General features: G+C 72.6%; 22 protein-coding genes and 1 pseudogene. 19 read left to right on the top strand and 4 right to left on the bottom strand.

Going from position 1 to position 22,362, the window contains the following annotated elements; translation table 11 throughout:
* Positions 1 to 29: 29 nt before the first annotated feature.
* The 15 genes from ABD213_RS14240 to ABD213_RS14170 all read left to right on the top strand — a co-directional run bounded on the left by ABD213_RS14240 (position 30) and on the right by ABD213_RS14170 (position 14,487).
* Positions 30 to 695 (top strand): SAF domain-containing protein, encoded by a 666-nt coding sequence (locus tag ABD213_RS14240; RefSeq protein ID WP_344329990.1) that lies wholly within the window; start codon positions 30 to 32, stop codon positions 693 to 695.
* A 2-nt stretch (positions 696 to 697) separates the two neighbouring features.
* Positions 698 to 1,534 (top strand): hypothetical protein, encoded by an 837-nt coding sequence (locus tag ABD213_RS14235; protein WP_344329988.1) that lies wholly within the window; start codon positions 698 to 700, stop codon positions 1,532 to 1,534.
* Positions 1,531 to 2,838 (top strand): TadA family conjugal transfer-associated ATPase, encoded by a 1,308-nt coding sequence (locus ABD213_RS14230; protein ID WP_344329986.1) that lies wholly within the window; start codon positions 1,531 to 1,533, stop codon positions 2,836 to 2,838. The genes ABD213_RS14235 and ABD213_RS14230 overlap by 4 nt, the downstream gene beginning before the upstream one ends.
* Positions 2,829 to 3,737, top strand: a complete 909-nt coding sequence (locus tag ABD213_RS14225) for a type II secretion system F family protein (protein ID WP_344329985.1) — start codon at positions 2,829 to 2,831, stop codon at positions 3,735 to 3,737. Before ABD213_RS14230 ends, ABD213_RS14225 begins: the two co-directional genes overlap by 10 nt.
* Positions 3,734 to 4,636 carry a type II secretion system F family protein gene (locus tag ABD213_RS14220; RefSeq protein WP_344329983.1) on the top strand — a complete coding sequence of 301 codons (903 nt, stop codon included), beginning with the start codon at positions 3,734 to 3,736 and terminating at the stop codon, positions 4,634 to 4,636. Before ABD213_RS14225 ends, ABD213_RS14220 begins: the two co-directional genes overlap by 4 nt.
* A 41-nt stretch (positions 4,637 to 4,677) precedes the next feature.
* Complete coding sequence (locus ABD213_RS14215; protein WP_344329982.1) at positions 4,678 to 4,893, top strand: hypothetical protein; 216 nt, start codon at positions 4,678 to 4,680, stop codon at positions 4,891 to 4,893.
* 9 nt (positions 4,894 to 4,902) lie between these two features.
* Positions 4,903 to 5,337, top strand: coding sequence for a TadE family protein (locus ABD213_RS14210; protein ID WP_344329981.1), 435 nt, complete (start codon positions 4,903 to 4,905; stop codon positions 5,335 to 5,337).
* Entirely contained in the window at positions 5,334 to 5,792 is a 459-nt protein-coding gene (locus ABD213_RS14205) for a TadE family protein (RefSeq protein WP_344329980.1), read from the top strand. Before ABD213_RS14210 ends, ABD213_RS14205 begins: the two co-directional genes overlap by 4 nt.
* A complete protein-coding gene (locus ABD213_RS14200; protein WP_344329977.1) occupies positions 5,789 to 6,499 on the top strand; it encodes a Tad domain-containing protein in 711 nt (236 codons plus the stop codon). The genes ABD213_RS14205 and ABD213_RS14200 overlap by 4 nt, the downstream gene beginning before the upstream one ends.
* 105 nt (positions 6,500 to 6,604) lie before the next feature.
* Positions 6,605 to 7,201: a hypothetical protein gene (locus ABD213_RS14195; protein WP_344329974.1), complete on the top strand. Its 597-nt coding sequence runs from the start codon at positions 6,605 to 6,607 to the stop codon at positions 7,199 to 7,201.
* Positions 7,198 to 8,277: a hypothetical protein gene (locus tag ABD213_RS14190; protein WP_344329972.1), complete on the top strand. Its 1,080-nt coding sequence runs from the start codon at positions 7,198 to 7,200 to the stop codon at positions 8,275 to 8,277. Before ABD213_RS14195 ends, ABD213_RS14190 begins: the two co-directional genes overlap by 4 nt.
* Before the next feature lie 19 nt (positions 8,278 to 8,296).
* Positions 8,297 to 11,110 carry an AfsR/SARP family transcriptional regulator gene (locus tag ABD213_RS14185; RefSeq protein WP_344329969.1) on the top strand — a complete coding sequence of 938 codons (2,814 nt, stop codon included), beginning with the start codon at positions 8,297 to 8,299 and terminating at the stop codon, positions 11,108 to 11,110.
* 79 nt (positions 11,111 to 11,189) lie between these two features.
* Complete coding sequence (locus ABD213_RS14180; RefSeq protein WP_344329968.1) at positions 11,190 to 12,392, top strand: cysteine desulfurase family protein; 1,203 nt, start codon at positions 11,190 to 11,192, stop codon at positions 12,390 to 12,392.
* Between the two features lie 8 nt (positions 12,393 to 12,400).
* Positions 12,401 to 13,525: a tRNA 2-thiouridine(34) synthase MnmA gene (mnmA, locus tag ABD213_RS14175; RefSeq protein ID WP_344330042.1), complete on the top strand. Its 1,125-nt coding sequence runs from the start codon at positions 12,401 to 12,403 to the stop codon at positions 13,523 to 13,525.
* A gap of 20 nt (positions 13,526 to 13,545) precedes the next feature.
* Entirely contained in the window at positions 13,546 to 14,487 is a 942-nt protein-coding gene (locus ABD213_RS14170; RefSeq protein WP_344329964.1) for a uroporphyrinogen decarboxylase/cobalamine-independent methonine synthase family protein, read from the top strand.
* Between the two features lie 36 nt (positions 14,488 to 14,523).
* Here ABD213_RS14170 and ABD213_RS14165 read toward each other — a convergent pair whose 3' ends face one another.
* Positions 14,524 to 14,730, bottom strand: a complete 207-nt coding sequence (locus ABD213_RS14165; protein ID WP_344329961.1) for a hypothetical protein — start codon at positions 14,728 to 14,730, stop codon at positions 14,524 to 14,526.
* A gap of 80 nt (positions 14,731 to 14,810) precedes the next feature.
* Between ABD213_RS14165 and ligA the strand changes: the two genes are divergently transcribed.
* A complete protein-coding gene (ligA, locus tag ABD213_RS14160; protein WP_344329956.1) occupies positions 14,811 to 17,192 on the top strand; it encodes an NAD-dependent DNA ligase LigA in 2,382 nt (793 codons plus the stop codon).
* A gap of 13 nt (positions 17,193 to 17,205) precedes the next feature.
* On the opposite strand, the pseudogene ABD213_RS14155 reads toward ligA, so the two are convergent.
* Positions 17,206 to 17,664 (bottom strand): annotated as a pseudogene (locus tag ABD213_RS14155) (polyphosphate kinase 2 family protein); the annotation flags it as partial.
* Between the two features lie 69 nt (positions 17,665 to 17,733).
* Here ABD213_RS14155 and gatC point away from each other — a divergent pair.
* The 3 genes from gatC to gatB are packed head-to-tail and all read left to right on the top strand — an operon-like array spanning position 17,734 to position 21,043.
* Positions 17,734 to 18,033, top strand: a complete 300-nt coding sequence (gene gatC / locus ABD213_RS14150; protein ID WP_344329951.1) for an Asp-tRNA(Asn)/Glu-tRNA(Gln) amidotransferase subunit GatC — start codon at positions 17,734 to 17,736, stop codon at positions 18,031 to 18,033.
* A 2-nt stretch (positions 18,034 to 18,035) separates the two neighbouring features.
* The gene (gene gatA / locus ABD213_RS14145; protein ID WP_344329948.1) at positions 18,036 to 19,535 is read left to right on the top strand and encodes an Asp-tRNA(Asn)/Glu-tRNA(Gln) amidotransferase subunit GatA; all 1,500 of its coding nucleotides are present in this window, start codon (positions 18,036 to 18,038) and stop codon (positions 19,533 to 19,535) included.
* Positions 19,532 to 21,043 (top strand): Asp-tRNA(Asn)/Glu-tRNA(Gln) amidotransferase subunit GatB, encoded by a 1,512-nt coding sequence (gatB, locus tag ABD213_RS14140; RefSeq protein WP_344329944.1) that lies wholly within the window; start codon positions 19,532 to 19,534, stop codon positions 21,041 to 21,043. Before gatA ends, gatB begins: the two co-directional genes overlap by 4 nt.
* A 9-nt stretch (positions 21,044 to 21,052) precedes the next feature.
* On the opposite strand, the gene ABD213_RS14135 is transcribed toward gatB, so the two are convergent.
* Entirely contained in the window at positions 21,053 to 21,928 is an 876-nt protein-coding gene (locus tag ABD213_RS14135; protein ID WP_344329941.1) for an alpha/beta fold hydrolase, read from the bottom strand.
* 130 nt (positions 21,929 to 22,058) lie between these two features.
* Positions 22,059 to 22,362: integrase core domain-containing protein (locus tag ABD213_RS14130; protein WP_344329938.1), on the bottom strand; the 304-nt coding region annotated here is incomplete at its 5' end.

Here is a 22,362-nt window from a genome sequence, read left to right as displayed (position 1 = left end):
CCCTCGACCGTCCAGGAGAGGTTGAGTCGATGGCCAAGGAGCAGACGCGGACGCAGGTCTCCCGTCTTCCGTCCACGCGCGAGTCACGCCCGGCGCTCATCGCGCTCGCGGTCGTGCTGATCGTCGGAGGCGCGCTCGCGTCCGGCTTCCTCGCACTCCAGTCGGGCAACCGTGCCTTCTACGTCCAGGTGACCTCCGAGGTCGCCCAGGGTGCGCAGATCACCGAGAACGACCTGGGCCGGGTGAGCCTCCCGGAGGACTTCGGCTCGGGCATCCCAGCCGACCAGGTGGACGACGTCGTCGGCCAGTCGGCCACGACGCGGCTGCTGCCCGGCACGGTCCTCACCCCCGAGATGGTCTCCGACGATGTCGGGATCGCCGCGGGACAGACCCAGCTCACGCTGTCGGTCGACTCCTCGCCGTTCGTGCAGCGGCTCCAGCCCGGCGCCCAGCTGGCGCTCAACGTCGGCGGCGGCGACGCAGGCCGCCAGGCGGTCGCGGCCGAGCTGGTCTCCGTCGGGGACGCCAGTGACGGCGGCCTCGGCAGCGTGAGCGGCAACGAGATCCCCATCGTCGTCGCGATCGACCTATCCTGCCTCAACGTCGTGGCGCAGGGCATCGAGGACAACGCGGTCACGCCGGCGCTCATCGGTGGCGACGCGGGCCAGCGCGTCCCGGCCACCTGCGGGAGCTGACGATGGCGCTGCTGACCCTCGCCTCGGCCAAGGGCTCGCCGGGCGTCACCACGACGGCGATGCTCGTGGGCGCGCTGTGGCCGCGTGACAGCCTCGTCGTGGAGGCCGACCCGTCCGGTGGGGACGTCGCGCTGCGCATGCCGGGCGTCGACGGCACCCCGCTCGATCCGGGCGTGGGACTGTCGAGCCTGGTCGCGGCCGGCCGCAAGTCCCTGCACCACGGCCTGGTGGGCCAGCACGGCCAGCTCATGGTCGGCGGCCAGCGGGTCATCGCCGGCGTCACGTCGCCCGAGCAGGCCCGCGGAGTCACCCAGTGGGAGGCGCTCGCGGAGTTCTTCGCCGACCTGCCGGGCACCGACACGATCGCCGACCTCGGACGCATCGGGGGGTCCACGCCGCAGAACGCACTGCTCGCGCGCTCCGCGGCATGCGTCCTGATCACCGACACGCTCCCCAGCAACGTCATCCACCTGCGGGGGCGCATCGCCAGGTTGCAGGAGTCCTTCGGCCGGGTGTCCGGGCCGGCCCTGCACGTGGCCGTCGTCGCCGAGCCGAAGCGCACCCGGGCGGTGCGCGAGGTGGGTGAGGCGATCGAGAAGGCCGAGCTCGAGGTCGCCGGCGTGCACCACGTCGCGCACGACCGCAAGGGTGCGGCGTTCTTCCTCGGCCAGATCACCGGCAGTCCCACCCGCACCCAGCTCGTACGCTCCGCCCAGCCGATCGTCGACGCGCTGGCCAGGTCGATGCCCGAGCCCGCCCCGGTGCCCACGGACGTCACCGGCGAGGCCCGCGACAGCGCGACCGTCGGCGGGACCGACGTCAGGGAGGAGCCCGAGTGATCGACCACGACCTCGTCCGCACGCTGCGCGTCCAGGTGGCCGACCGTCTGAACGAGCAGCGTCGTCGCGACCAGATGAACGGCGTCACGCCGATGTCGGCCGAGGACGAGCGCGAGTACGCCCGCTCGCTCATCGTCCAGGTGCTGGAGGACCACGCCCGCTACGAGGTGGCCGAGGGCCGCCGCCCGCTCTCCCCGGAGGACGAGCGTGACGTCGCCACCGCGATCCACTCCGCGCTGTTCGGCGTGGGGCGACTCCAGCCGCTGCTGGAGGACCCCGAGGTCGAGAACATCGACATCAACGGCCACGACCACGTGTTCGTGCAGTACGGCGACGGCCGGGAGGAGCGTCACCCGCAGGTGGCCGAGAGCGACGAGGAGCTCGTCGAGCTCATCCAGGTCCTCGCCGCCCACACCGGGCTCTCCAGCCGTCCCTTCGACTCCGCCAATCCCCAGCTCGACCTCCGCCTGCCCGATGGGTCGCGCCTCTCGGCGGTCATGAACGTCTGCGCCCGCCCGTCGATCTCGGTCCGCAAGGCGCGGCTCGGCCGCGTCGTGCTCGACGACCTCATCGCCAACGGCACCGTCTCCAAGCCGATCGGCTCGTTCCTCAAGGCCGCCGTCGCGGCGCGCAAGAACATCATGATCGCCGGCGCCACGAACGCCGGCAAGACGACGATGCTGCGCGCCCTGGCCAACGAGATCAAGCCGTCCGAGCGCCTCATCACCGTCGAGCGTGCGCTCGAGCTGGGGTTGGGGGAGGACGCCGAGCTGCACCCCAACGTCGTGAGCTTCGAGGAGCGGCTGCCGAACTCCGAGGGCCTGGGTGGGGTCTCGATGGCCGACCTCGTGCGGCGCTCCCTGCGCATGAACCCCTCGCGCGTCATCGTCGGCGAGGTGCTGGGCGACGAGATCGTGACGATGCTGAACGCCATGAGCCAGGGCAACGACGGCTCGCTGTCGACGATCCACGCGAACTCCTCGCTGGAGGTCTTCAACCGCATCGGGACCTACGCGATCCAGAGCCGTGAACGTCTTCCGCTGGAGGCGACGACGATGCTGATCGCCGGCGCCCTGGACTTCGTGGTGTTCCTGCGCAAGCACAACGACCACGACGCCGGCGGCGGTCAGGCGCGCGTCGTCGAGAGCATCCGCGAGGTCGTCGGCCACGACGGACAGGTGCTCTCCAGCGAGGTGTTCGCTCCCGGACCGGACGGACGCGCCGCGGCACACGCCCCCATCTCCTGCATCGACGAGCTGCGCCCCTTCGGCTACGACCCGGAGGTGCACGGGGAATGGGCCTGATCGTCGAGAGCCTGCGACTGCCGCTGGCCATCACGGCCGGGGCCGTCGCCGGGCTCGGCGCAGCGATGCTGCTGCTCGTCCTGTCCGGCGTGACGCTGCGGTCCGAACGCGGACTCGCGGGCACCCGGCGCGCGACGATCGTGCCCACGGCCAGGCGCGGCCGTCGCCTGCTGATCGGGCTCGCCGTGCTGATCGTCGTGCTCGTCGTGACGCGGTGGATCGTCCTCGCCGTCGTCCTCGGTGCGCTCGTGGCCTTCTGGGACCGCTTGTTCGGCGGCGTGCGCGAGGAGCGGGCGGCCATCCAGCGCGCCGAGGGACTCGCGTCGTGGATCGAGTCCCTGCGCGACACGATCGCCGGCGCCGTCGGGCTCGAGCAGGCCATCCCCGCCACGGCTGTGAACGCCGCGCCCTCGATCCGCCCTGCCCTCAACCTCCTCGTCGACCGGCTGCGGGTCCGCGAGCCGCTGCCGGACTCGCTCATGAAGTTCGCCGACGACCTCGACGACGCGTCCGCCGACCTCGTCGTCGCGGCGCTCGTGCTCAACTCCCGGCTGAGGGGGCCCGGCCTGCGCGACGTCCTCACCGCGCTCGCGACGTCCGCGCGCGACGAGCTCGACGTGCGCCGCCGGGTCGAGTCGAGCCGGCGCAGCACACGACGCAGCGTCCAGGTCGTGACCGGTGTCATCGTCGCCGTCGCCGGTGCCCTCGTGGTCTTCAACCAGGCGTACATGGCGCCCTACGGCACATTCGTCGGCCAGGTCGTCCTCGCGGTCGTCCTCGCCGTCTTCGGCCTCGCCGTCTTCTGGCTGCGACGGCTCTCCGGCGTCGAGGAGCCGCAGCGGTTCCTCGTCTCCACGTCAGGGCGCCTCGTCTCGACGAGCCCGAGGGGCCAGGCATGATCGCCGAGCTGGCCGCCGGCGCAATGCTCGGCGCCGGGGTCGCGCTGCTCGTCTCGCTCCTCGCGCAGCCCCGCCCAGGCATCGCGGCCACCGTCGCCCGACTCGAGCGCAGCGGTCGCCGTACCGCGCTGACCCGAAGCGCCGCCGGCGCGGCAGCGGACGGCCGGCTCGACCGCGCCCGTCAGACCATCGGTGCCCGGCTGGAGTCCGAGGCGACGTTGCGCGGGTGGCAGCTGCGACGCACCCGCACCGACCTCGCGGTCATGAACCGCACCCTGGCCCACCACCTGGGCACCAAGGCCCTGCTGGGGCTCGCCGCCTTCATCTGGTTCCCGTCGGTCGTCACGCTCCTCGGCTACGCGAGCGGGCCAGGCGTCCCCGTCGTCGTCGCGGCGGTCGCCGGGCTCGCCGGGTTCATGCTGCCGGACCTGCAGCTGCGGCGTGACGCCGAGCAGCGACGCCGAGACTTCCGGCACGTCGTCGGCTCCTTCCTCGACCTCGTCGCGATGAACCTCGCCGGCGGTCGCGGTCTGCCCGAGGCGCTCATGGCGGCGTCCTCCTTCGGCGACCACTGGGCGATGGTGCGGCTGCGCCAGGCGTTGTCCAACGCCCGGATCATGGGCTGGACGCCCTGGGAGAGCATCGCGCGCCTCGGGGAGGACCTGGGGGTCGCCGAGCTCCGCGACCTCGCGTCGGCCCTCGCGCTGGCCGGCGACGAGGGCGCCCGCATCCGCAGCTCCCTCATGGCCCGCGCCGAGAGCATGCGTCGCAAGGAGCTCGTCGACGTCGAGGGCGCGGCGGGGGAGTCGTCGCAGTCGATGCTCCTGGCACAGCTGCTGATGTGCATCGCGTTCTTGGTATTCTTGTCCTATCCTGCGGTCAGTCAGCTCGGTTCCTGACCTCCTGACCGTCGACCGCTCATCACCCTAGGGGGAACGTCGTGGCGCCCGAGCTCTTCTACGCCAAGGCCATCATCATGTTCGTGCGAGCCCGTGCCGACGAGGCGCGGCGTCAGGGCCGCAACGAGCTCGGCGCCTCGGCGATCGAGTGGGCGATCATCTCCGGCGTCGTGGTCGTGCTGGCGCTCCTGCTGGGGCGCATCATCCAGGGCGTCGTCGAGAGCAACGCCTCCAAGATCGAGTCCGGCAGCAACTGATCGACGTCCATGCCGTTCTTCCGGGGGATGCGGCCGCGCGGCACCGACCGTGAGCGCGGGACCAGCGCGATCGAGTTCTCGATCATCGCCCCGGTCTTCCTGCTGCTGATCTTCACGATCATCCAGGCCGGCCTGTACTTCCACGCCCGCAACACCGCGCAGTCCGCTGCCCGCGAGGGCGTCTCCTACCTCCGCCTCGCCGGCACGAACGCCGACCCGGAGTCCTTCCGCAGCGCGGCGGAGACCCTCTCGACCGGCTACGCCGAGAAGCTCGGCCGGCTCAACGACGTCGAGGCCTACGGGACGATCGACGTGTCGACGGGCCGCGTCTCGATGATCGTCATCGGCACCGTCGTCCTGCCTCTCGGTGGCAACGTGGAGGTGCAGCAGTCCTCGACGGCGACGCTCGAGCAGTTCCGCGGCGACCTGCGGGGATCCCCGTGAGGTCGCGGTCGACCGCGCGCCGCCAGCGGGGCACGGCGAGCCTCGAGCTGGTGATCATCGCGCCGTTCCTGCTGGCCCTGATGATGCTCACGATCGCGTTCGGACGCTACGCCCAGACCGAGAACCTCGTCGACCAGGCGGCGCGCGACGCCACCCGTGCCGCGACGGCCCAGAACTCCCGCGCCGCGGTGCCCGACGTCACGAACCGTGTCGCCACCCAGGTGATGCGCGAGGCGCCCTCGTCCTGCCGCGGGTCCGCGAGCGTCGACCCGGTCCGGATGACCAACGGGGCGTTCTCGCTGCCCGACCCGAACAACCCCCTCGCGATCGACTCGGTCTCGGTCACGGTGCGCTGCACCCTCGACCTGAGCGACCTCGCGGCGCTGCCGCTGCGGTCCGTGGAGATCGAGCGCACCTTCACCAGCCCGCTCGACCGGTACCGGGGGTACCGATGAGCGCCCAGCGGACGAGCACCCCGCGGACGAGGGGGCGGCGCCGGAACGAGCGCGGGTCGATCACCCCGTTCGTGGTGATCGTGTCGCTGGGGATCATCCTGCTCGCCGGTCTCGTCGTCGACGGAGGTCGTCAGCTCAACGGCAAGGGACGGGCGATCGCGTACGCGCAGGAGGCCGCCCGGGCGGGGGCGCAAGCCGTCGACGTCACCGACCCCTCCCTCGATCTCGACCCCGGCCTGGCGCTGCGAGCGGCCCGCGACTACTGCGAGACGGCGCGCGCCGCCGACTCCCAGCTCACGCGGTGCGCCGCGAACCTGGAGACGATGAACGACTCCACAGGTTCCTACCTCGTGGTCTCGGTGACCGCCCAGGTGGAGATGGACGCCATCTTGCTCGGGATGATCGGGCGGACGTCGCTCACGTCGACCGGCACGGCCCTGGCCCGACCGCTCAGCGGGATCAGCGAGGCCAACAGCGGGCAGCTCTCCACCCTCGGCCCACCCTCGGTGGCACCGCCGGGCGACGGACCGCCCCCGACCGCCGGCCCCGTCCCGGACCCGATCGAGACCGTCGAGCCCTGCATCCCGCGCTCCGAGGCCGAGGAGGACGAGGAGGAGGACGAGGAGGACCCGCCGGAGGACGATCCCGGCGATCCCGACGAGGAGGAGCTCGAGGTCTGCCCCGACCCGCCGCCCGGCGACCGGTGAACGGACCGCCGGGTCGGGAGGGCGCCCGGTGGACAGGGACTCGGCAGGCGGGGGTCCGAGCCGGTACCATGCTGTCGTCCTGACCACTGTCTTCTGGGGGAACACATGCGTGGACACTGGCGAACCGGCGTCGTCGCGGGGCTGAGCGCCCTGCTGCTGACGATCGCCGGCTGCACCGGCGGTGGCGACACCGAGCCGACGCCAGAGCCCGAGCCCACCGAGACCACGCCCACCGGCCCGCCCCCGCAGCCCGAGGGCGCCGACGGCGTCACGTGGGAGATCCAGAACTGGGACGAGTACGCCGAGGACGAGGCCGTGCTCGCGTACAAGGAGTGGAGCGAGGCCATCTCGGCGTCCGTCAACACCGGAGAGCTGCTGCCTCGAGCGCGCGAATTGGCCTCCAGGGAGGTGCTGGACGTCTACCTCGACCAGCTCAGGTTCGCCGAGGACAACGACCTGCGTTCCCAGGCGCGAACCCTCGTGCGGATCGCGCGGTCGGAGTCCGAGGCGGGCACCTCCACTGTCGTCGCTTGCATATGGAGCAAGTCGGCTGAGCTGGTGACAGCAGACGGCGACTACTTCAGCGACGAAGAACCTCGATGGGCCCGTCAGGTCGCGAAGGTCGAGACCGATGCAGAGGCACCTGTTCTGACTGAGGTCGACTTCGACGGGAACTGCCGCGGCGAGGAGCCGCCGTCATGAGGCCGTCCGTCAAGGTCGCGGTACTGGCGAGCGCCTTCGTCCTTGCGGTCACGGTCTTCTTCGGTACGCACACCCCGCCCGCAGCCGCGTGTCTGCTGGGCAACTGTGACAGCGGAGGCGGCACCCCCGCCCCGCCCCCCGACGACGGCGTCAGCAGCTCCCCGACCCGCGTGGAGCGCGTGACGACCCCGGCCCGCACGTGCTCGGTGTACGCCAACGGCGGCGGCATGGGCTCGTACTGCGTGTCCCTCGGCGGTGGCGACGCGTTGACGCTGCGTGAGCGCTTCGGCGGGCAGCCGCTGCAGCGGTGCCGCTACAGCGAGATCCCGGCGGGCATCCAGCAGCCCTTCAACTCCCGGCCTGACGAGGGCCGCTACATGCTGATGCGCTGCCTGGGCAACATCGACTTCGACACCGTCTCCGGCGGTCGTGACCGCACGCTCGACATCTCCATCGTCTTCGTGCCGAACGGGACCGACACCGAGGACCAGCGCAACGGCATCACCGACTTCCTGTGGCGCCAGGTCGAGAGCAGCACCCAGATGCCGGTGCCGGTCATGCAGCCGCGGCCCAACCCGACCCCGCTCGTCGGCACGCCCACGTACTTCACCTTCCAGTGGGTCGACCCGTCCTCCAACGACGTCGTCGCCCAGGGCCCGTACTCCGGTCGGTCCCAGGGTGGTCCGTTCCGCCGGATCGAGACCAACGGGTTCGTCATGGAGGCCCAGGCGAGCTCCATCCGCATCGACCCCAACCAGGAGGGCATCGGCGCCGTCGAGTGCTCCCCGGACACCCCCTACACCGAGGGCGCGCGCCCGGCGGCCCAGCCGGCCGACGCGTGCACCATCACGTTCCCGCGCTCGTCGGCCTCGGCCCGCGAGCTGGCCACCGAGCCCATCCCGTCGAACATCCGCGAGGCGTTCTACGCCGACGTGGAGGTCCGCTGGGACGTCCGCTACGGCGAGGCCGGCGGCGAGATGCGTCCGCTCGGCGACGGGTTCGTCATGCGGATGAAGCAGGTCATCCCCGTCCAAGAGGTCCAAGCCGCCAACCAGCCCCCGATCGTCGTCTTCTGACGACCACGAGGTGAGACGAATGAGCATCACCACCGGTCCCGGCTCCACCAGCCGCCTGCCCACCGTCACCAAGGTGCCGAGGCGCGGTGCCGAGGTGGCCAAGGGTCTCGCCGCACTCGTCGGCACGATCGTCATCGTCGTCGGTGTCCCGGTCGCGCTGCTCGCGGGCTTCGGCGCGCCGTGGCCGAGCGAGGCCCCGTCGCTGGAGTGGCTGACCCGACCCACCACCATGGAGGCCACGCTCAGCATCCTCGCGGCCGTCGTGTGGCTGGCGTGGGCGCACTTCGTCGTCTGCCTCCTGGTCGAGGCGGTCGCCGAACGTCGTCGACGCGGCCTCGCGCCCCAGGTCCCGGGGGGTGGCATCGGCACGCAGGCACTGGCACGCCGGCTCGTCGCCACGATCGTCCTGATGGCGGGCACCGCGTCCGTCTCCATGAGCACGGCGACCGCGGCCACGGCGCCAGCAGCGGAGCAGAGCTCGTACAGCGCGTCCGTGCTGCCCGAGGCGGCCGCCTTCGGCGAGACGCCGACCGAGCAGCAGGTGGGCGTCGGCTCGGCCACCCTCCCCGAGCTCGCGGACCTGCAGGACGCGACCACCGCGGACGTCGAGGCCGGCGCCACCACCTACTACGACGTCAAGCCGCCCGAGGGCCGCCACTACGACACGCTGTGGGACATCGCCGACCGCTACCTCGGCGACGGCCTGCGCTACAAGGAGATCTGGGAGCTCAACAAGGGCGTCGAGCAGCCCGACGGTCGCGTGCTCGCCAACGCCGACCTCATCCATCCCGGCTGGGTCATGAAGATGCCGTCCGACGCCCGCGGGCCGGGACTCAAGGTCGTCGAGCACGTCGCTCCCGCGCCGGACGTCGATCCGACGGCGGCGACCGCCGAGGCAGGCACGGCCGACACCGCCGGCGACGTCGGCGCGGGCGAGTCGACGCCAGCCGGCGCCGGAGGTGGAGCCGGTCAGGCCGGTGGCGGCTCGATCATCGGGGAGCGCTGGCAGCCGTTCTTCGGCGTCGGAGCCGGACTCGCCCTCGCCGGCGCGTTCCTCGGGCTGCGTCGCCACCGGGCGACGTCCTCCGCGGCCTCCCGGTGGAGTCGACGTGGCGAGCGTCCCGACCCCACCGACCCGACCCCGACGCCACCGCCGCCGGGCGGTCGGCTGCGCGAGGAGGCCGACGTCGACGCCGTCACGTGGCTCGACAACGCCTTCCGCTCCTGGAACGACGGTCACGACGTGCCGGCGCCGGCACGTGCGTCCTACAGCGAGTCCGGACTGGTCGTCGGCTTCGAGCAGGCACCGACGCGCCCGGTCCCGGCGGGCTGGTCCGCGCCGCGTCCCACGACCTGGACAGCCGACACCGGGACGGACTTCACCCTCGGCGGGCCGGCGCCGCTGCCCGGCCTGGTCACGCTCGGTCGCCGTGACGACGGCAGCCTGCTGATGGTCGACCTCGAGTCCCAGAGCGGTCCCGTGGCCGTCGACGGCGACGCCTCCGTCGCACGGGGCATCGCGCTCAGCTGGGCGCTCGACGCCGCCACCCACCCGTGGGCCGACGACCGGCGCGTGACGCTGGTCGGCTTCGCCGACGACCTCTCGCGCGTCGCTCCCGGGGTCGTTCGCCGCACCGACGACGTCGGCCGGGTGCTGGAGTCCTTGGAGAACCTGGCCCGGCTGCACCGCCGTCGCTGTCGCGAGACCGGCCGCGAGGACGTGCGCAGCGCCCGGGCCGCGAGCCCGGACGCGGACTGGACGTTCCACCTCGTCGTGTGCTCGGGCCTGCCACGTGAGGACGAGATGGCCCAGCTCCGGGCGTTGGCCGCCGACCCCGCCGTCTCCCTCGGCGTGGTCGTCGTGGGCTCCGACCGGGAAGCGGCCCTGTCGCTGCACGCCCGCGCCGACGGTCGGATCAGCGCCCCGCACCACGGCATCGACGTCACCGCGCAGGTGCTCACCCGCGACGCCGCCCGCGCCCTCGACGTGCTCTTCGAGCCGGTCGAGGCCGGACGTCGTCCCTCGCTCGAGACCCTCGTCGACGCGCTCGAGTCCGAGGGCGAGGTGAGCCAGGCCGCCGCCGAGGCCGTCGCCACGGTCGACGTCCTCGGCCCACTGCGCATCGGCACCCAGGGTCAGGTCGATCCCGAGCGGGAGCCGCAGCTGAGCGAGCTGCTCGTCCTGCTCGCCCTGCACCCGCAGGGGGTGCACGTGAACCGACTCACCGCCGCCCTGTGGCCGCGCGGCGTCGAGCCGAGCCTGCGCGACGGAGTGATCGCTCAGCTGGGCGACTGGCTGGGGTCGACCACCGACGGCGAACCTGTCCTGCGCGAGAGCAGCGGCGTGTGGACGCTCGCGCCCGGGGCCGTCCGCCTCGACTGGGACGCGTTCCGCGAGCACCTCAACCGCGCCGCCACCGACGGCCGGCAGCGCGAGACGCACCTGCGCACGGCCCTCGAGCTGGTCCGCGGGACCGCGTTCGACGGCGCCCCCGCCGGGCGATACGCCTGGTTGGAGTCCACGACCGTCGAGTCCGACATCGCCCTCGCGATCGAGCTCACCGTGCAGGCGCTCGCTGAGGCCGCGACGTCCCGAGCGGACCTCGCGGCGGCCGAGGCCGCGCTGCGGCGAGGTCTGGAGCTGCTTCCGGCCAACGAGGAGCTCTGGCGCTCGCGCCTGTGGCTCGCGGAGTCCGAGGGCTCGGACGTCGAGGGCATCGTCGACGCCATGTACGCGGCGATCGCCGAGCACGGCTCGCCGGTCGGTGCCTCTGCGGCGACGGACGCGCTCGTCGACGAGCTCGTGCCCGGCTACCGCTCCAGCGTCGCCTGAGGGTGCCAGCGGGGTCGCGGGCGGACGTCTCGGCCGTGCCCACGCCGTCGTTGCCGGGCAGGACTACGCTGGTGCGGTCATGAACGATGCTCCCGATCGCGTCTACCTCGACCACGCGGCCACCACGCCGATGCTGGCCGAGGCGCGTGACGTGCTCACCGAGCAGCTGGGGCGCACGGGCAACGCCTCGAGCCTGCACGCCTCCGGCCGCGCCGCACGACGCACGGTCGAGGAGTCGCGCGAGATCATCGCCGAGCACCTCGGGGCCCGACCCAGCGAGATCGTCTTCTGCTCCGGCGGCACCGAGGCCAACAACCTCGCCATCAAGGGCCTGGTCTGGTCCCAGCGCAGCGCGGATCCGCGACGCACGCGGGTCGTGTTCAGCTCCATCGAGCACCACGCCCTGCTCGACCCGGTCACCTGGTTGGCCGCCCACGAGGGCGCCCGCATCGACACCACGCCCGTCGACCGTCAGGGACGCATCGACCTCGACGCGCTGCGCGAGTCCGTCGATCGCGACCCCACGGACGTCGGTGTCGTCACCACGATGTGGGCCAACAACGAGATGGGCACCGTCCAGCCGATCGACGACGTGGTCGCGATCGCCCATCGGCACGGGTTGCCGGTCCACAGCGACGCCGTGCAGGCGGCCGGGTACCTCCCGCTCGACTTCGCCGGCTCCGGCCTCGACGCGATGACGCTCACGGCACACAAGCTCGGCGGACCCGTCGGCATCGGCGCCCTGGTCCTGCGCCGCGAGGTCGAGCCCACCCCGCTGCTGCACGGAGGCGGACAGGAGCGCGACGTCCGCTCCGGCACCGTCGGCGTCGCGCTGATCGCCGCGTTCGCCAAGGCCGTCGAGGTGAACGCCGCACGTCGCCGGGAGACCGGCGAGCGACTGGAGGCACTGCGGGCGCGCCTCGTCGAGGGCATCGCCGCACGGATCCCCGACGCCGTCGTCAACGGCGATCCCGAGTCCGGCGACGACCACCGCCTGCCCAACATCGCGCACGTCACGTTCCCCGGCTGCGAGGGAGACGCGATGTTGATGCTGCTCGACGCCCAAGGCGTGGAGGTCTCCACCGGGTCGGCGTGTGCCGCGGGGGTGCCGCAACCGAGCCACGTGCTCCTCGCCATGGGCTTCGACGACCGCGCTGCACGTGGCTCGCTGCGTCTCAGCCTCGGTCACACGAGCACCGACGCCGACGTCGACCGGCTCCTCGAGGTCCTGCCCGCCGTCCACGAGCGGGCCCGCGCCGCGTCCCTCGTGCGCAGCCGATGAGCGCCCCGCTGCGCCTCGTCGCCGCGATGTCCGGGGGCGTGGACTCCGCCGTCGCCGCCGCGCGCGCCGTCGACGCCGGCCACGACGTCACCGGCGTGCACCTCGCCCTGAGCCGCAACCCACGCTCCTACCGCTCGGGAGCGCGCGGCTGCTGCTCCATCGAGGACTCCTCCGACGCCCGGCGCGCGGCCGACGTCCTCGGCATCCCGTTCTGGGTGTGGGACATGAGCGAGGAGTTCGCCGACGAGGTGGTCGACGACTTCGTCGCCGAGTACGCCGCCGGTCGCACCCCCAACCCGTGCCTGCGGTGCAACGAGAAGATCAAGTTCGCCGCCGTGCTCGACCGTGCCCTCGCGCTCGGCTTCGACGGCGTCGTCACCGGCCACTACGCGCAGCTGCGCGAGGGGCCCGACGGCCTGGAGCTGCACCGTGCGGTCGACGCCGGCAAGGACCAGTCCTACGTCCTCGGCGTGCTCACCGCCGAGCAGCTCGCACACTCGCACTTCCCGCTCGGCGGGTCCGTGAAGACCGACGTCCGCGCCGAGGCCGAGCGTCGGGGGCTGCAGGTGGCGCACAAGCCCGACAGCCACGACATCTGCTTCGTCGCCGACGGTGACAACGCCGGCTGGCTCGCCGACAAGCTCGGACGCAGGCCGGGCACGATCGTCGACGAGGACGGCACGGTGCTGCGCGAGCACGACGGTGCCTATGCGTTCACCATCGGCCAGCGCCGCGGGCTGCGGCTCGGCGTGCCCGCCGACGACGGCAAGCCGCGCTTCGTGCTCGACATCGAGCCGGTCTCCGGCACCGTCACGGTCGGCCCGCGTGAGCACCTGGCCGTCGGGGCCCTGCGCGCCGTCCGACCGCTGTGGTGCGGCGAGCCACCCGCCGACGAGCTCGACTGCACCGTCCAGCTGCGCGCACACGGCAGCGAGCACCGGGCGCGGGTCCGCCCTGTCGATGGCCCCGTCGATGGCGCCGTCGCCGATGCCGTGGAGGTCGACCTCCTGGACCCCGCCGAGGGCATCGCCCCCGGCCAGGCCGTCGTGGTCTACGACGGGACGCGCGTCGTCGGCTCCGCGACGATCACGACCACCGAGTCCGCCCGCGCCGACCGGGCCGGCACCCGGTGAGGGCCACCGGCGTCGGGTCGATGCCGGGCACGGACCTCGAGGCCAGCCTCGGCGTCGTCGCCCGCGAGCTGCACGACCTGCGCTTCGTGCCGGAGCTGCCGGCCCGTGGCGTCCAGGCCGGCATGATCGGCCGCTCCCTGACGGTGCTCGATGGACTGAGCGCCGACCTGCAGCCCGCCGCCTGGCGCCTCACCGACGCCCCCGGCGTCGACCTGCGCCGCGCCCGGTCCCTCCTGGCCCAGGACCTCGACCTCGTCGAGGAGCAGTGGAACGACCACCGCGGACTGCTCAAGCAGCAGGTCGCCGGCCCCCTCACCCTGGCCGCCACGGTCGAGCTGCCGCGCGGTGAGCGCGTGCTGTCCGACCACGGAGCCCGCCGCGACCTCGCCGAGTCGCTCGCGATCGGCATCGGCGAGCACGTCGCCGGCCTGCGTCGCCGCGTCCCGGGCGCCGAGATCGTCGTGCAGGTCGACGAGCCGATGCTGCCGGCGGTGCTCTCCGCGCAGGTCCCCACGGCGAGCGGGTTCGGCAAGTATCGAACCGTCCACCCGCCCGAGGCCGATGCACTCCTGCGCCGTGTCGTCGACGCCATCGCGGGCGCAGGGGCTCGACCGGTCGTGCACTGCTGCGCCGCGGACGTGCCCGTCGCCCTGCTCGCCGGCGCCGGGTTCGCGGCGATCGCCTTCGACGTCGGCGTCGTGTCACCGGGCGACCCGTGGGCGGAGGCGTTCGAGGCGGGCACCGACCTGTGGCCGGGCGTCCTCCCGACGCTCGAGCCGACGGGGGAGAAGGCCGTGCGCGAGCGCCTCGACGCGTTCATGGGGCGGCTCGGCTTCGACGTGCAGCAGCACGCCGAACGCCTCGTCGTCACCCCCACCTGCGGGCTCGCGGGGTCCGACGATGAGTGGTCCCGCCGTGGTCTCGCGCTGCTCGCCCGGATGGCCGCGGACCTCTCCGCCTGACGGACCCCGGCGGTCGGTGCAGGGGGCAGCTCGGACCTACGGGGTCGAGCGGCGACGCCGCGTGCCCCGCAGGCCGTAGCGGACGGCGACGATCCCGACCACGGCCAGAGCCGCGCTGCCGAGGTGCGAGGGGCGCAGCCCGGTGAGGCCGTCGGTGACGACGAACACGGCGACGCCCGCCACCACGAGCGCGACGCCGACGACGATGGTGACGATCCGGCCGGGGGAGGTCGAGGAGGTCATCCCCCCATCCTCCCAACCGTCGCCGACGTCGCAGGTCGGGCCGGTGAGCGGTGTCCGCGGGCGCCGATATCGTCGAGCCCATGGCGAAGGACGAACCCGGATCGATCGATCTCGATCTCGACCTCGACGAGGCGCGCGACGAGGCTGCCGAGCTGGCCGAGCGGATCGAGCACGCCCGGGAGGCGTACTACGGTCAGGACGCCTCGGTCGTCGACGACGCCACGTACGACGGCTGGATGCAGCGGCTGGAGTCCATCGAGCGCCGTCACCCCGAGCTGCAGGGCCAGGACTCGCCGACCTTGAGCGTCGGCGCGGCCACGAGCACCGACCTCGCGCCGGTCACGCACGCGGAGCGGATGCTGAGCCTGGACAACGTCTTCGACGCCGACGAGCTGCGCGCCTGGTGCACCAAGGCCACGGCCGCCGCGGGTCGCCCGGTCCGCTGGCTGACGGAGGCCAAGATCGACGGGCTCGCCATCTCGCTGCGCTACGAGCACGGCCGACTCGTCTCGGCCGCCACGCGCGGCGACGGGCGCATCGGGGAGGACGTCACCTTCAACGCGGTGCGCCTCGACGGCATCTCGCACGAGCTCGCCGGCGAGGGACACCCGCCGCTGGTCGAGGTCCGCGGAGAGGTGTTCATCGCCGTCGAGAAGTTTCGCCGGCTGAATGCGTTGCAGGCCGAGCTCCGCGAGCGAGTGGTCGCCGAGGCCACCGCCCGCGGCGTCACTGCCGAGCGGGCCGAGGCCAGCGCCGCCCGCCGCTTCCCGGCGTTCGCCAACCCGCGCAACGCCGCCGCCGGCGGTCTGCGCCAGCTCCTGTCCAAGAAGGACGGGCTCGAGCTGGAGGCCGGCACCGCGCGTCTGGAGTCCCTCGCGCTGTACGTGCACGGCATCGGCGCGTGGGACGACCCCCCGGTGGATGCGCAGAGCGAGGTCTACGAGCTGCTCGCGTCGTGGGGTCTGCCGGTCAGTCCGCACAGCCGGGTCTTCGACGACGTCGAGGACGTCGTGGAGCGGATCGAGCAGCTCGGCACCGGTCGCGCCGACATCGAGCACGAGATCGACGGCGTCGTCGTCAAGATCGACGAGCTCGCCCTGCACGCCGAGCTCGGCGAGACCAGCCGCGCACCCCGCTGGGCCATCGCCTACAAGTACCCGCCCGAGGAGGTGCACACCCGCCTGCTCGACATCGTCGTCTCGGTCGGGCGCACCGGCCGGGCCACTCCGTTCGCGATGATGGAGCCGGTGCACGTCGCCGGCAGCGTCGTGCGCCAGGCCACCTTGCACAACAAGGACGTCGTGCGCGAGAAGGGCGTGCTCATCGGCGACACCGTCGTGCTGCGCAAGGCCGGTGACGTCATCCCCGAGGTCCTCGGCCCGGTCGCCGAGCTGCGCGACGGCTCCGAGGTCGAGTTCGTCATGCCCACCGAGTGCCCCGAGTGCGGCACCACCCTGCGGCCCATGAAGGAGGGCGACATCGACCTGCGGTGTCCCAACGCCCGCACGTGCCCGGCGCAGGTGCGCGGCCGCGTGGAGCACGTCGGGTCCCGCGGCGCCCTCGACATCGAGGCGCTCGGCGAGGTCACCGCGGCCGCGCTCACCCAGCCGGAGGTCCCGGCCGAGCCGCCCCTGTCGACCGAGGCGGCGCTGTTCGACCTCGACGTCGACACCCTCGTGCCCATCGAGGTGGTCGTGCGTGATGCCGAGACCGGCCAGCCGCGCGTCGACCCCGAGACCGGCGAGTCCGTGCGGCGCCGGCCCTTCCAGCGCACCGAGGTCACCTACCCACCAGGGTTCGAGGACGCGAGTCCGGCCGAGCGCCGGGCCGCTGGGGTCCGCAAGGATCACCGACGGGTGCTGCCCTCGGCCCAGGCCGTCACGCTGCTGGAGGAGCTCGACAAGGCCCGTACCAAGGAGCTGTGGCGTTTCCTCGTGGCGCTCAGCATCCGTCACGTCGGTCCGGTCGCGGCGCGCGCGCTCGCCCAGCACTTCGGCTCCATGGCCGCGATCGAAGCCGCCACCGAGGAGGAGCTCGCGGTCGTCGACGGGGTCGGCCCCACGATCGCCCGGTCGATGAAGGAGTGGCTCGACGTCGACTGGCACGTGGAGATCCTGCGCCGGTGGGAGTCCGCGGGCGTCCGGCTCGCCATCCCCGACCACCCCGGCCCCGGTGCCGCCGACGCCGAGCCCGGTCCCCTGACGGGTCTGACGATCGTCGTCACCGGCTCCCTGGAGGGCTACAGCCGCGACGGCGTCAAGGACGCCATCATGAGCCGCGGAGGCAAGGCCGCCGGCTCGGTGAGCAAGAAGACCGACTACGTCGTCGTCGGGGCGAACGCCGGGTCCAAGGCCGACAAGGCCGAACAGCTCGGCGTCCCCATCCTCGACGAGGCCGGGTTCGAGAGGCTGCTCGCCGAGGGACCCCCGAAGGACGACGAGGACGCGGCGGGCGACGACTGACCGCCGTCGCGGGTCAGTCCACCGCGTCGTCGTCGGGGTCGAAGAGGTCGGCGGCGGCCCCCACGACCAGCGGGTCGGGCGTGCGGACGACGTCGTGGTCCTTGCCCGGGTAGTCGAAGCGGTGCAGCACGTGGCGCATCGCCTCCAGGCGCGCCCGCTTCTTGTCGTTGCTCTTGACCACCGTCCACGGCGACGCCTTGGTGCCGGTGCGACGGAACATCGCCTCCTTGGCGCCGGTGTAGGCGTCCCACGTGTCGAGCGAGGCGAGGTCCATCGGCGAGAGCTTCCACTGCCGCACCGGGTCGATCTGCCGGATCGTGAACCGGGTGAGCTGCTCGGACAGCGACACCGAGAACCAGAACGTGACGACGTGGATGCCGTCGTTGACCAGCATCTTCTCGAACACCGGGGCCTGCTCGAGGAACTCGGTGTACTGCTCCGGCGTGCAGAAGCCGATCACCCGCTCGACGCCGGCGGAGCCGGGGTCGGCGCCCTCACTAGGATGGGCCGGTACCGCCCACCCCCTGACTCCAGGAGACGCATGCCGTCGCCCCTCTCGCGCGAGGACGTCGCCCACTTGGCGAACCTCGCGCGCATCGACCTCAGCGAGGCCGAGCTCGAGCGCCTCGGTGCCGAGCTGCCGCAGATCCTCGACCACGTCGCCGCCGTCCAGGAGGCGGCCGCGGCCGACGTCGAGGCGATGAGCCACCCGCAGCCGATCAGCAACGTCTTCCGCGAGGACGTCGTCACGCCCGGGCTGACCCCCGACGAGGCGCTGTCGGGGGCGCCGGAGTCGGAGGAGCAGCGCTTCTCCGTGCCGCGGATCCTGGGGGAGGAGTGAGCATGCACGAGCTCAGCGCAGCCGCCCTCGCCGAGAGGCTGGTGAACGGCGAGACCACCTCCGTGGAGGTCACCCAGGCCAGCCTCGACCGCATCGACGCCGTCGACGGCGCCGTCCACGCCTTCCTGCACGTCGACGCCGAGGGCGCACTCGCGGCGGCCGCCGACGTCGACGCGCGTCGCGCTGCGGGGGAGAACCTGCCGACGCTGGCCGGCATCCCGGTCGCCGTCAAGGACGTGCTGACGACCATCGGCCAGCCCACCACGTGCGGCTCGCGGATGCTCGAGGGCTGGGTGCCGCCGTACGACGCGACCGTCGTCGCCCGGCTGCGTGCCGCAGGCCTGCCGATCCTCGGAAAGACCAACATGGACGAGTTCGCGATGGGCTCGTCCACCGAGCACTCCGCGTACGGCGCCACCCGCAACCCGTGGGACACCACGCGCATCCCCGGTGGTTCGGGTGGCGGGTCCGCCGCGGCCGTCGCCGCCTTCGAGACGCCGCTGGCGGTCGGCACCGACACTGGGGGCTCGATCCGCCAGCCCGGCGCCATGACCGGCACCGTCGGCGTCAAGCCCACCTACGGCGGCGTGAGCCGCTACGGCCTCGTCGCCATGGCCAGCAGCCTCGACCAGGCTGGACCGGTCACCCGCACCGTCCTCGACGCCGCGCTGCTGCACGAGGTCATCGCCGGTCACGACCCGCGCGACTCCACGAGCCTGAAGGCGGCGGTGCCTCCGGTGGTCGAGGCTGCGCGGACCGGCGACGTGTCGGGCCTGCGCATCGGCATCGTCACCGAGCTCGGTGGGGAGGGCTTCCAGCCCGAGGTCCGCGCCCGGTTCGACGAGGCCGTCGAGCTGCTCACCGGTGCCGGCGCCGAGGTCGTCGAGGTCTCCTGCCCGAGCTTCGTGCACGGCGTCGCCGCCTACTACCTCGTGATGCCGAGCGAGGTGTCCTCGAACCTCGCCAAGTTCGACGCCATGCGCTACGGACTGCGCGTCGCCCCCGACGGCGTCGAGGCCCCCAGCGCCGAGCAGGTCATGGCCGCCTCCCGCGACGCCGGCTTCGGCGACGAGGTCAAGCGACGCATCGTGCTCGGCACCTACGCGCTCTCCAGCGGCTACTACGACGCGTACTACGGCTCGGCGCAGAAGGTCCGCACCCTCATCGCGCGCGACTTCGCCGCTGCGTTCGAGCAGGTCGACGTCCTCGTCTCGCCCACGGCGCCCACCACGGCGTGGCCCCTGGGCGAGAAGCTCGACGACCCACTCGCCATGTACCTGGCCGACGTCGCCACGATCCCGGCGAACCTCGCCGGGGTCCCGGGCCTGTCACTGCCGGTCGGTCTCGCCGACGGACTGCCGGCCGGCTTCCAGGTGCTCGCCCCGGCCCTCGCCGACGACCGCCTGTACACCGTCGGTGCCGCCCTCGAGCGACTGCTCGAGCAGCGGTGGGGCGGCCCGTTCTCCCAGCACGCCCCCGACCTGACGGAGGTGGCCCGATGAGCCGCGTGACCCTGGTGCCCTTCGCGGAGGCCCTCACCCGCTACGAGCCGGTCATGGGCCTGGAGGTCCACGTCGAGCTCGGCACCGCCACCAAGATGTTCTGCGGCTGCCCCACGGAGTTCGGCGCCGAGCCGAACACCCAGGTCTGCCCGGTCTGCCTCGGCCTGCCAGGCGCGCTGCCGGTCGTCAACGCCAAGGCCGTCGAGTCGGCGATGCGCATCGGTCTGGCGCTCAACTGCGAGATCGCCGAGTGGTCGCGGTTCGCGCGCAAGAACTACTTCTACCCGGACATGCCGAAGAACTTCCAGACGTCGCAGTACGACGAGCCGATCGCCCACGACGGGTGGATCGACGTCGAGGTCGCGCCCGAGGAGGGGGAGGTGCAGACCTTCCGCATCGAGATCGAGCGCGCCCACATGGAGGAGGACACCGGCAAGTCGCTGCACGTCGGCGGTGCCACCGGACGCATTCACGGAGCCGACCACTCGCTGCTCGACTACAACCGCGCCGGCATCCCGCTCATCGAGATCGTCACCCGCCCCATCGAGGTGCCCGGAGAGCTCGCACCGCTCGTCGCGCGCGCCTACGTCAACCAGCTGCGCGACCTCATGGTGGCGCTCGGCGTCTCCGACGCCCGCATGGACCAGGGCTCGTTGCGTGCCGACGTCAACCTCTCGCTCAAGCCCAGCGGATCGAGCGTGCTCGGCACCCGCAGCGAGACCAAGAACGTCAACTCCTTCCGCTCGGTCGAGCGCGCGGTCCGCTACGAGGTCTCGCGGCACGCCGCCATCCTCGACGCGGGGGAGAAGGTCGTGCAGGAGACGAGGCACTTCCACGAGTCCGACGGCTCGACGTCCGCCGGTCGCGAGAAGTCCGACGCCGAGGACTACCGGTACTTCCCCGAGCCCGACCTCGCGCCCGTCGCGCCGTCGCGCGAGTGGGTCGAGGAGCTGCGGGGGACGCTGCCCGAGCCGCCCGTGGAGCGGCGCAAGCGTCTGCAGGACGAGTGGGGCTTCAGCGACCTCGACATGCGCGACACCCTCGGTGCCGGTGCCCTCGAGCTCGTCGCCGCCACGATCGAGGCCGGTGCCGCCCCGCAGGCTGCCCGCAAGTGGTGGCTCGGGGAGCTCGCCCGCCGAGCGAAGGAGTCCGGTGCCGCCCTCGCGGACCTGCCCGTGACGCCGGAGCAGGTGGCCGGCGTGCAGGCGCTCGTCGACGAGGGCCGTGTCAACGACAAGCTCGCCCGCCAGGTGCTCGACGGCGTCCTCGCCGGCGAAGGCACACCGGAGGAGGTCGTCGTGGCGCGGGGGCTGGAGGTCGTCTCCGACGACGGCGCCCTGGGCGCGGCGGTCGATGCGGCCATCGCGGCCAACCCCGACGTGGCCGAGAAGATCCGCGGCGGCAAGGTCCAGGCCGCCGGTGCGCTCATCGGCGCGGTCATGAAGGAGATGAAGGGTCAGGCCGACGCCGGCCGGGTCCGGGAGCTGATCCTCGAACGCCTGAGCTGAGCAGGTCGCTCAGCAGCGGTCGATGAGGGCGAGGAGCTCGTCCAGCACGGTCTGCGGCTGCTCGAGCGGGATGAAGTGCGATGCGTCGAGCTGCAGGAAGCGCGAGCCGGCGACCCGCTCCGCGGCGGTCCGCATGGCCGCCGATCCGGTGAGGAGGTCGCGTCGCCCCGCGATGAACGTCGTGGGCACCGAGATGCCGCTGAGCGAGACGCGCTCGTGCTCGGAGACCCCGAGGGCGAGACGGGCGTACCAGGCGGGGTGGGTGGAGAAGAACTCCGCGACCATCGCCTGGACCTCGGCGGTGTCCGCCCCCCGGCCGATCGCGCCGGTCGCCTGCAGCAGACGTGTCGTCGTGTGGGTCCACGGGATGCGGCGCGTGACGGGCGCCTCGAGGTGACCGACGACGGTGGTCGCGCGGGCCAGCGAGACCATGAAGGGCTTGGCGACGAAGGGCGGGACGCGCCACGGCGCGAGCATCGTGGAGAAGGTGTTGCCCGGAACCCCCGCCACGGCGAGGATCCCATCGACCCGTTCGGGGAACCGGTAGGCCAGCTCGAAGGCGATGGTGACCCCGGCGGACCAGGACGCCACGACAGCCGACTCGAGGCCCGCGTCGTCCATGACGGCGACGGCGTCCTCCACGAAGGCGTCGAGGTCGACCCTGCCGTCGGCGGGACGGTCGGACCCGCCGACACCGCGGTGGTTCCACGACGTGACGTTGACGCCGCAGTCCGGACTCGTCAGGGACGGCCACGACTGCGGGTTGGTCCCGAGTCCGTTGGACAGCAGCACCGCGGGACCGTCCGCGTCGTTGGTCCAGGCGCGCAACCGGGTGCCGTCGGCGGAGCGGACGTCGCGGAAGCGCACGCGGTGAGCAGTCGTCACGAGGCCACATCCTGCCACGTCGCGGGCTGCTCGGCCGGCCCGTCTGGTCTGCGTGGCCCCGGTTGCCTAGAGCTTCCGGAGCACGGGTCGGGGTGACAGGTCGGCGTCTCTGAGTCGCCTGGTTTGGTTGTCAGGCGGCAGTCTGCCGGATTCGACGTCGTAGCTGCTTCTTGACCTGGACCGGGGTGCGGCCGGCCATGTAGTCGCCGTGGTTGGGTCGGTGGTGGTTGTAGTCGACCAGCCAGGCTTGCAGGGATCGGTCGAGCAGGTCGATGTTCTCGACGCGGCCGCGGTGGAAGTGGGGCCTGTAGAACTCGCGCAGCACGGTGCCGTGGAACCGTTCGCAGACCGAGTTGTGGTTCGGCGAGCGGGGCGGGATCCGGTGATGAACCAGACCCAGGTCCTCGACGCGGGTCCTGAACGCCTTGCCGGTG

The sequence above is a fragment of the Aeromicrobium halocynthiae genome (assembly GCF_039531385.1).
GTDB classification, from domain to species: Bacteria; Actinomycetota; Actinomycetes; order Propionibacteriales; family Nocardioidaceae; genus Aeromicrobium; species Aeromicrobium halocynthiae.
The sequence above is the reverse complement of the archived record's forward strand: the minus strand, read 5'-3'. Positions and strand labels throughout refer to the sequence as shown.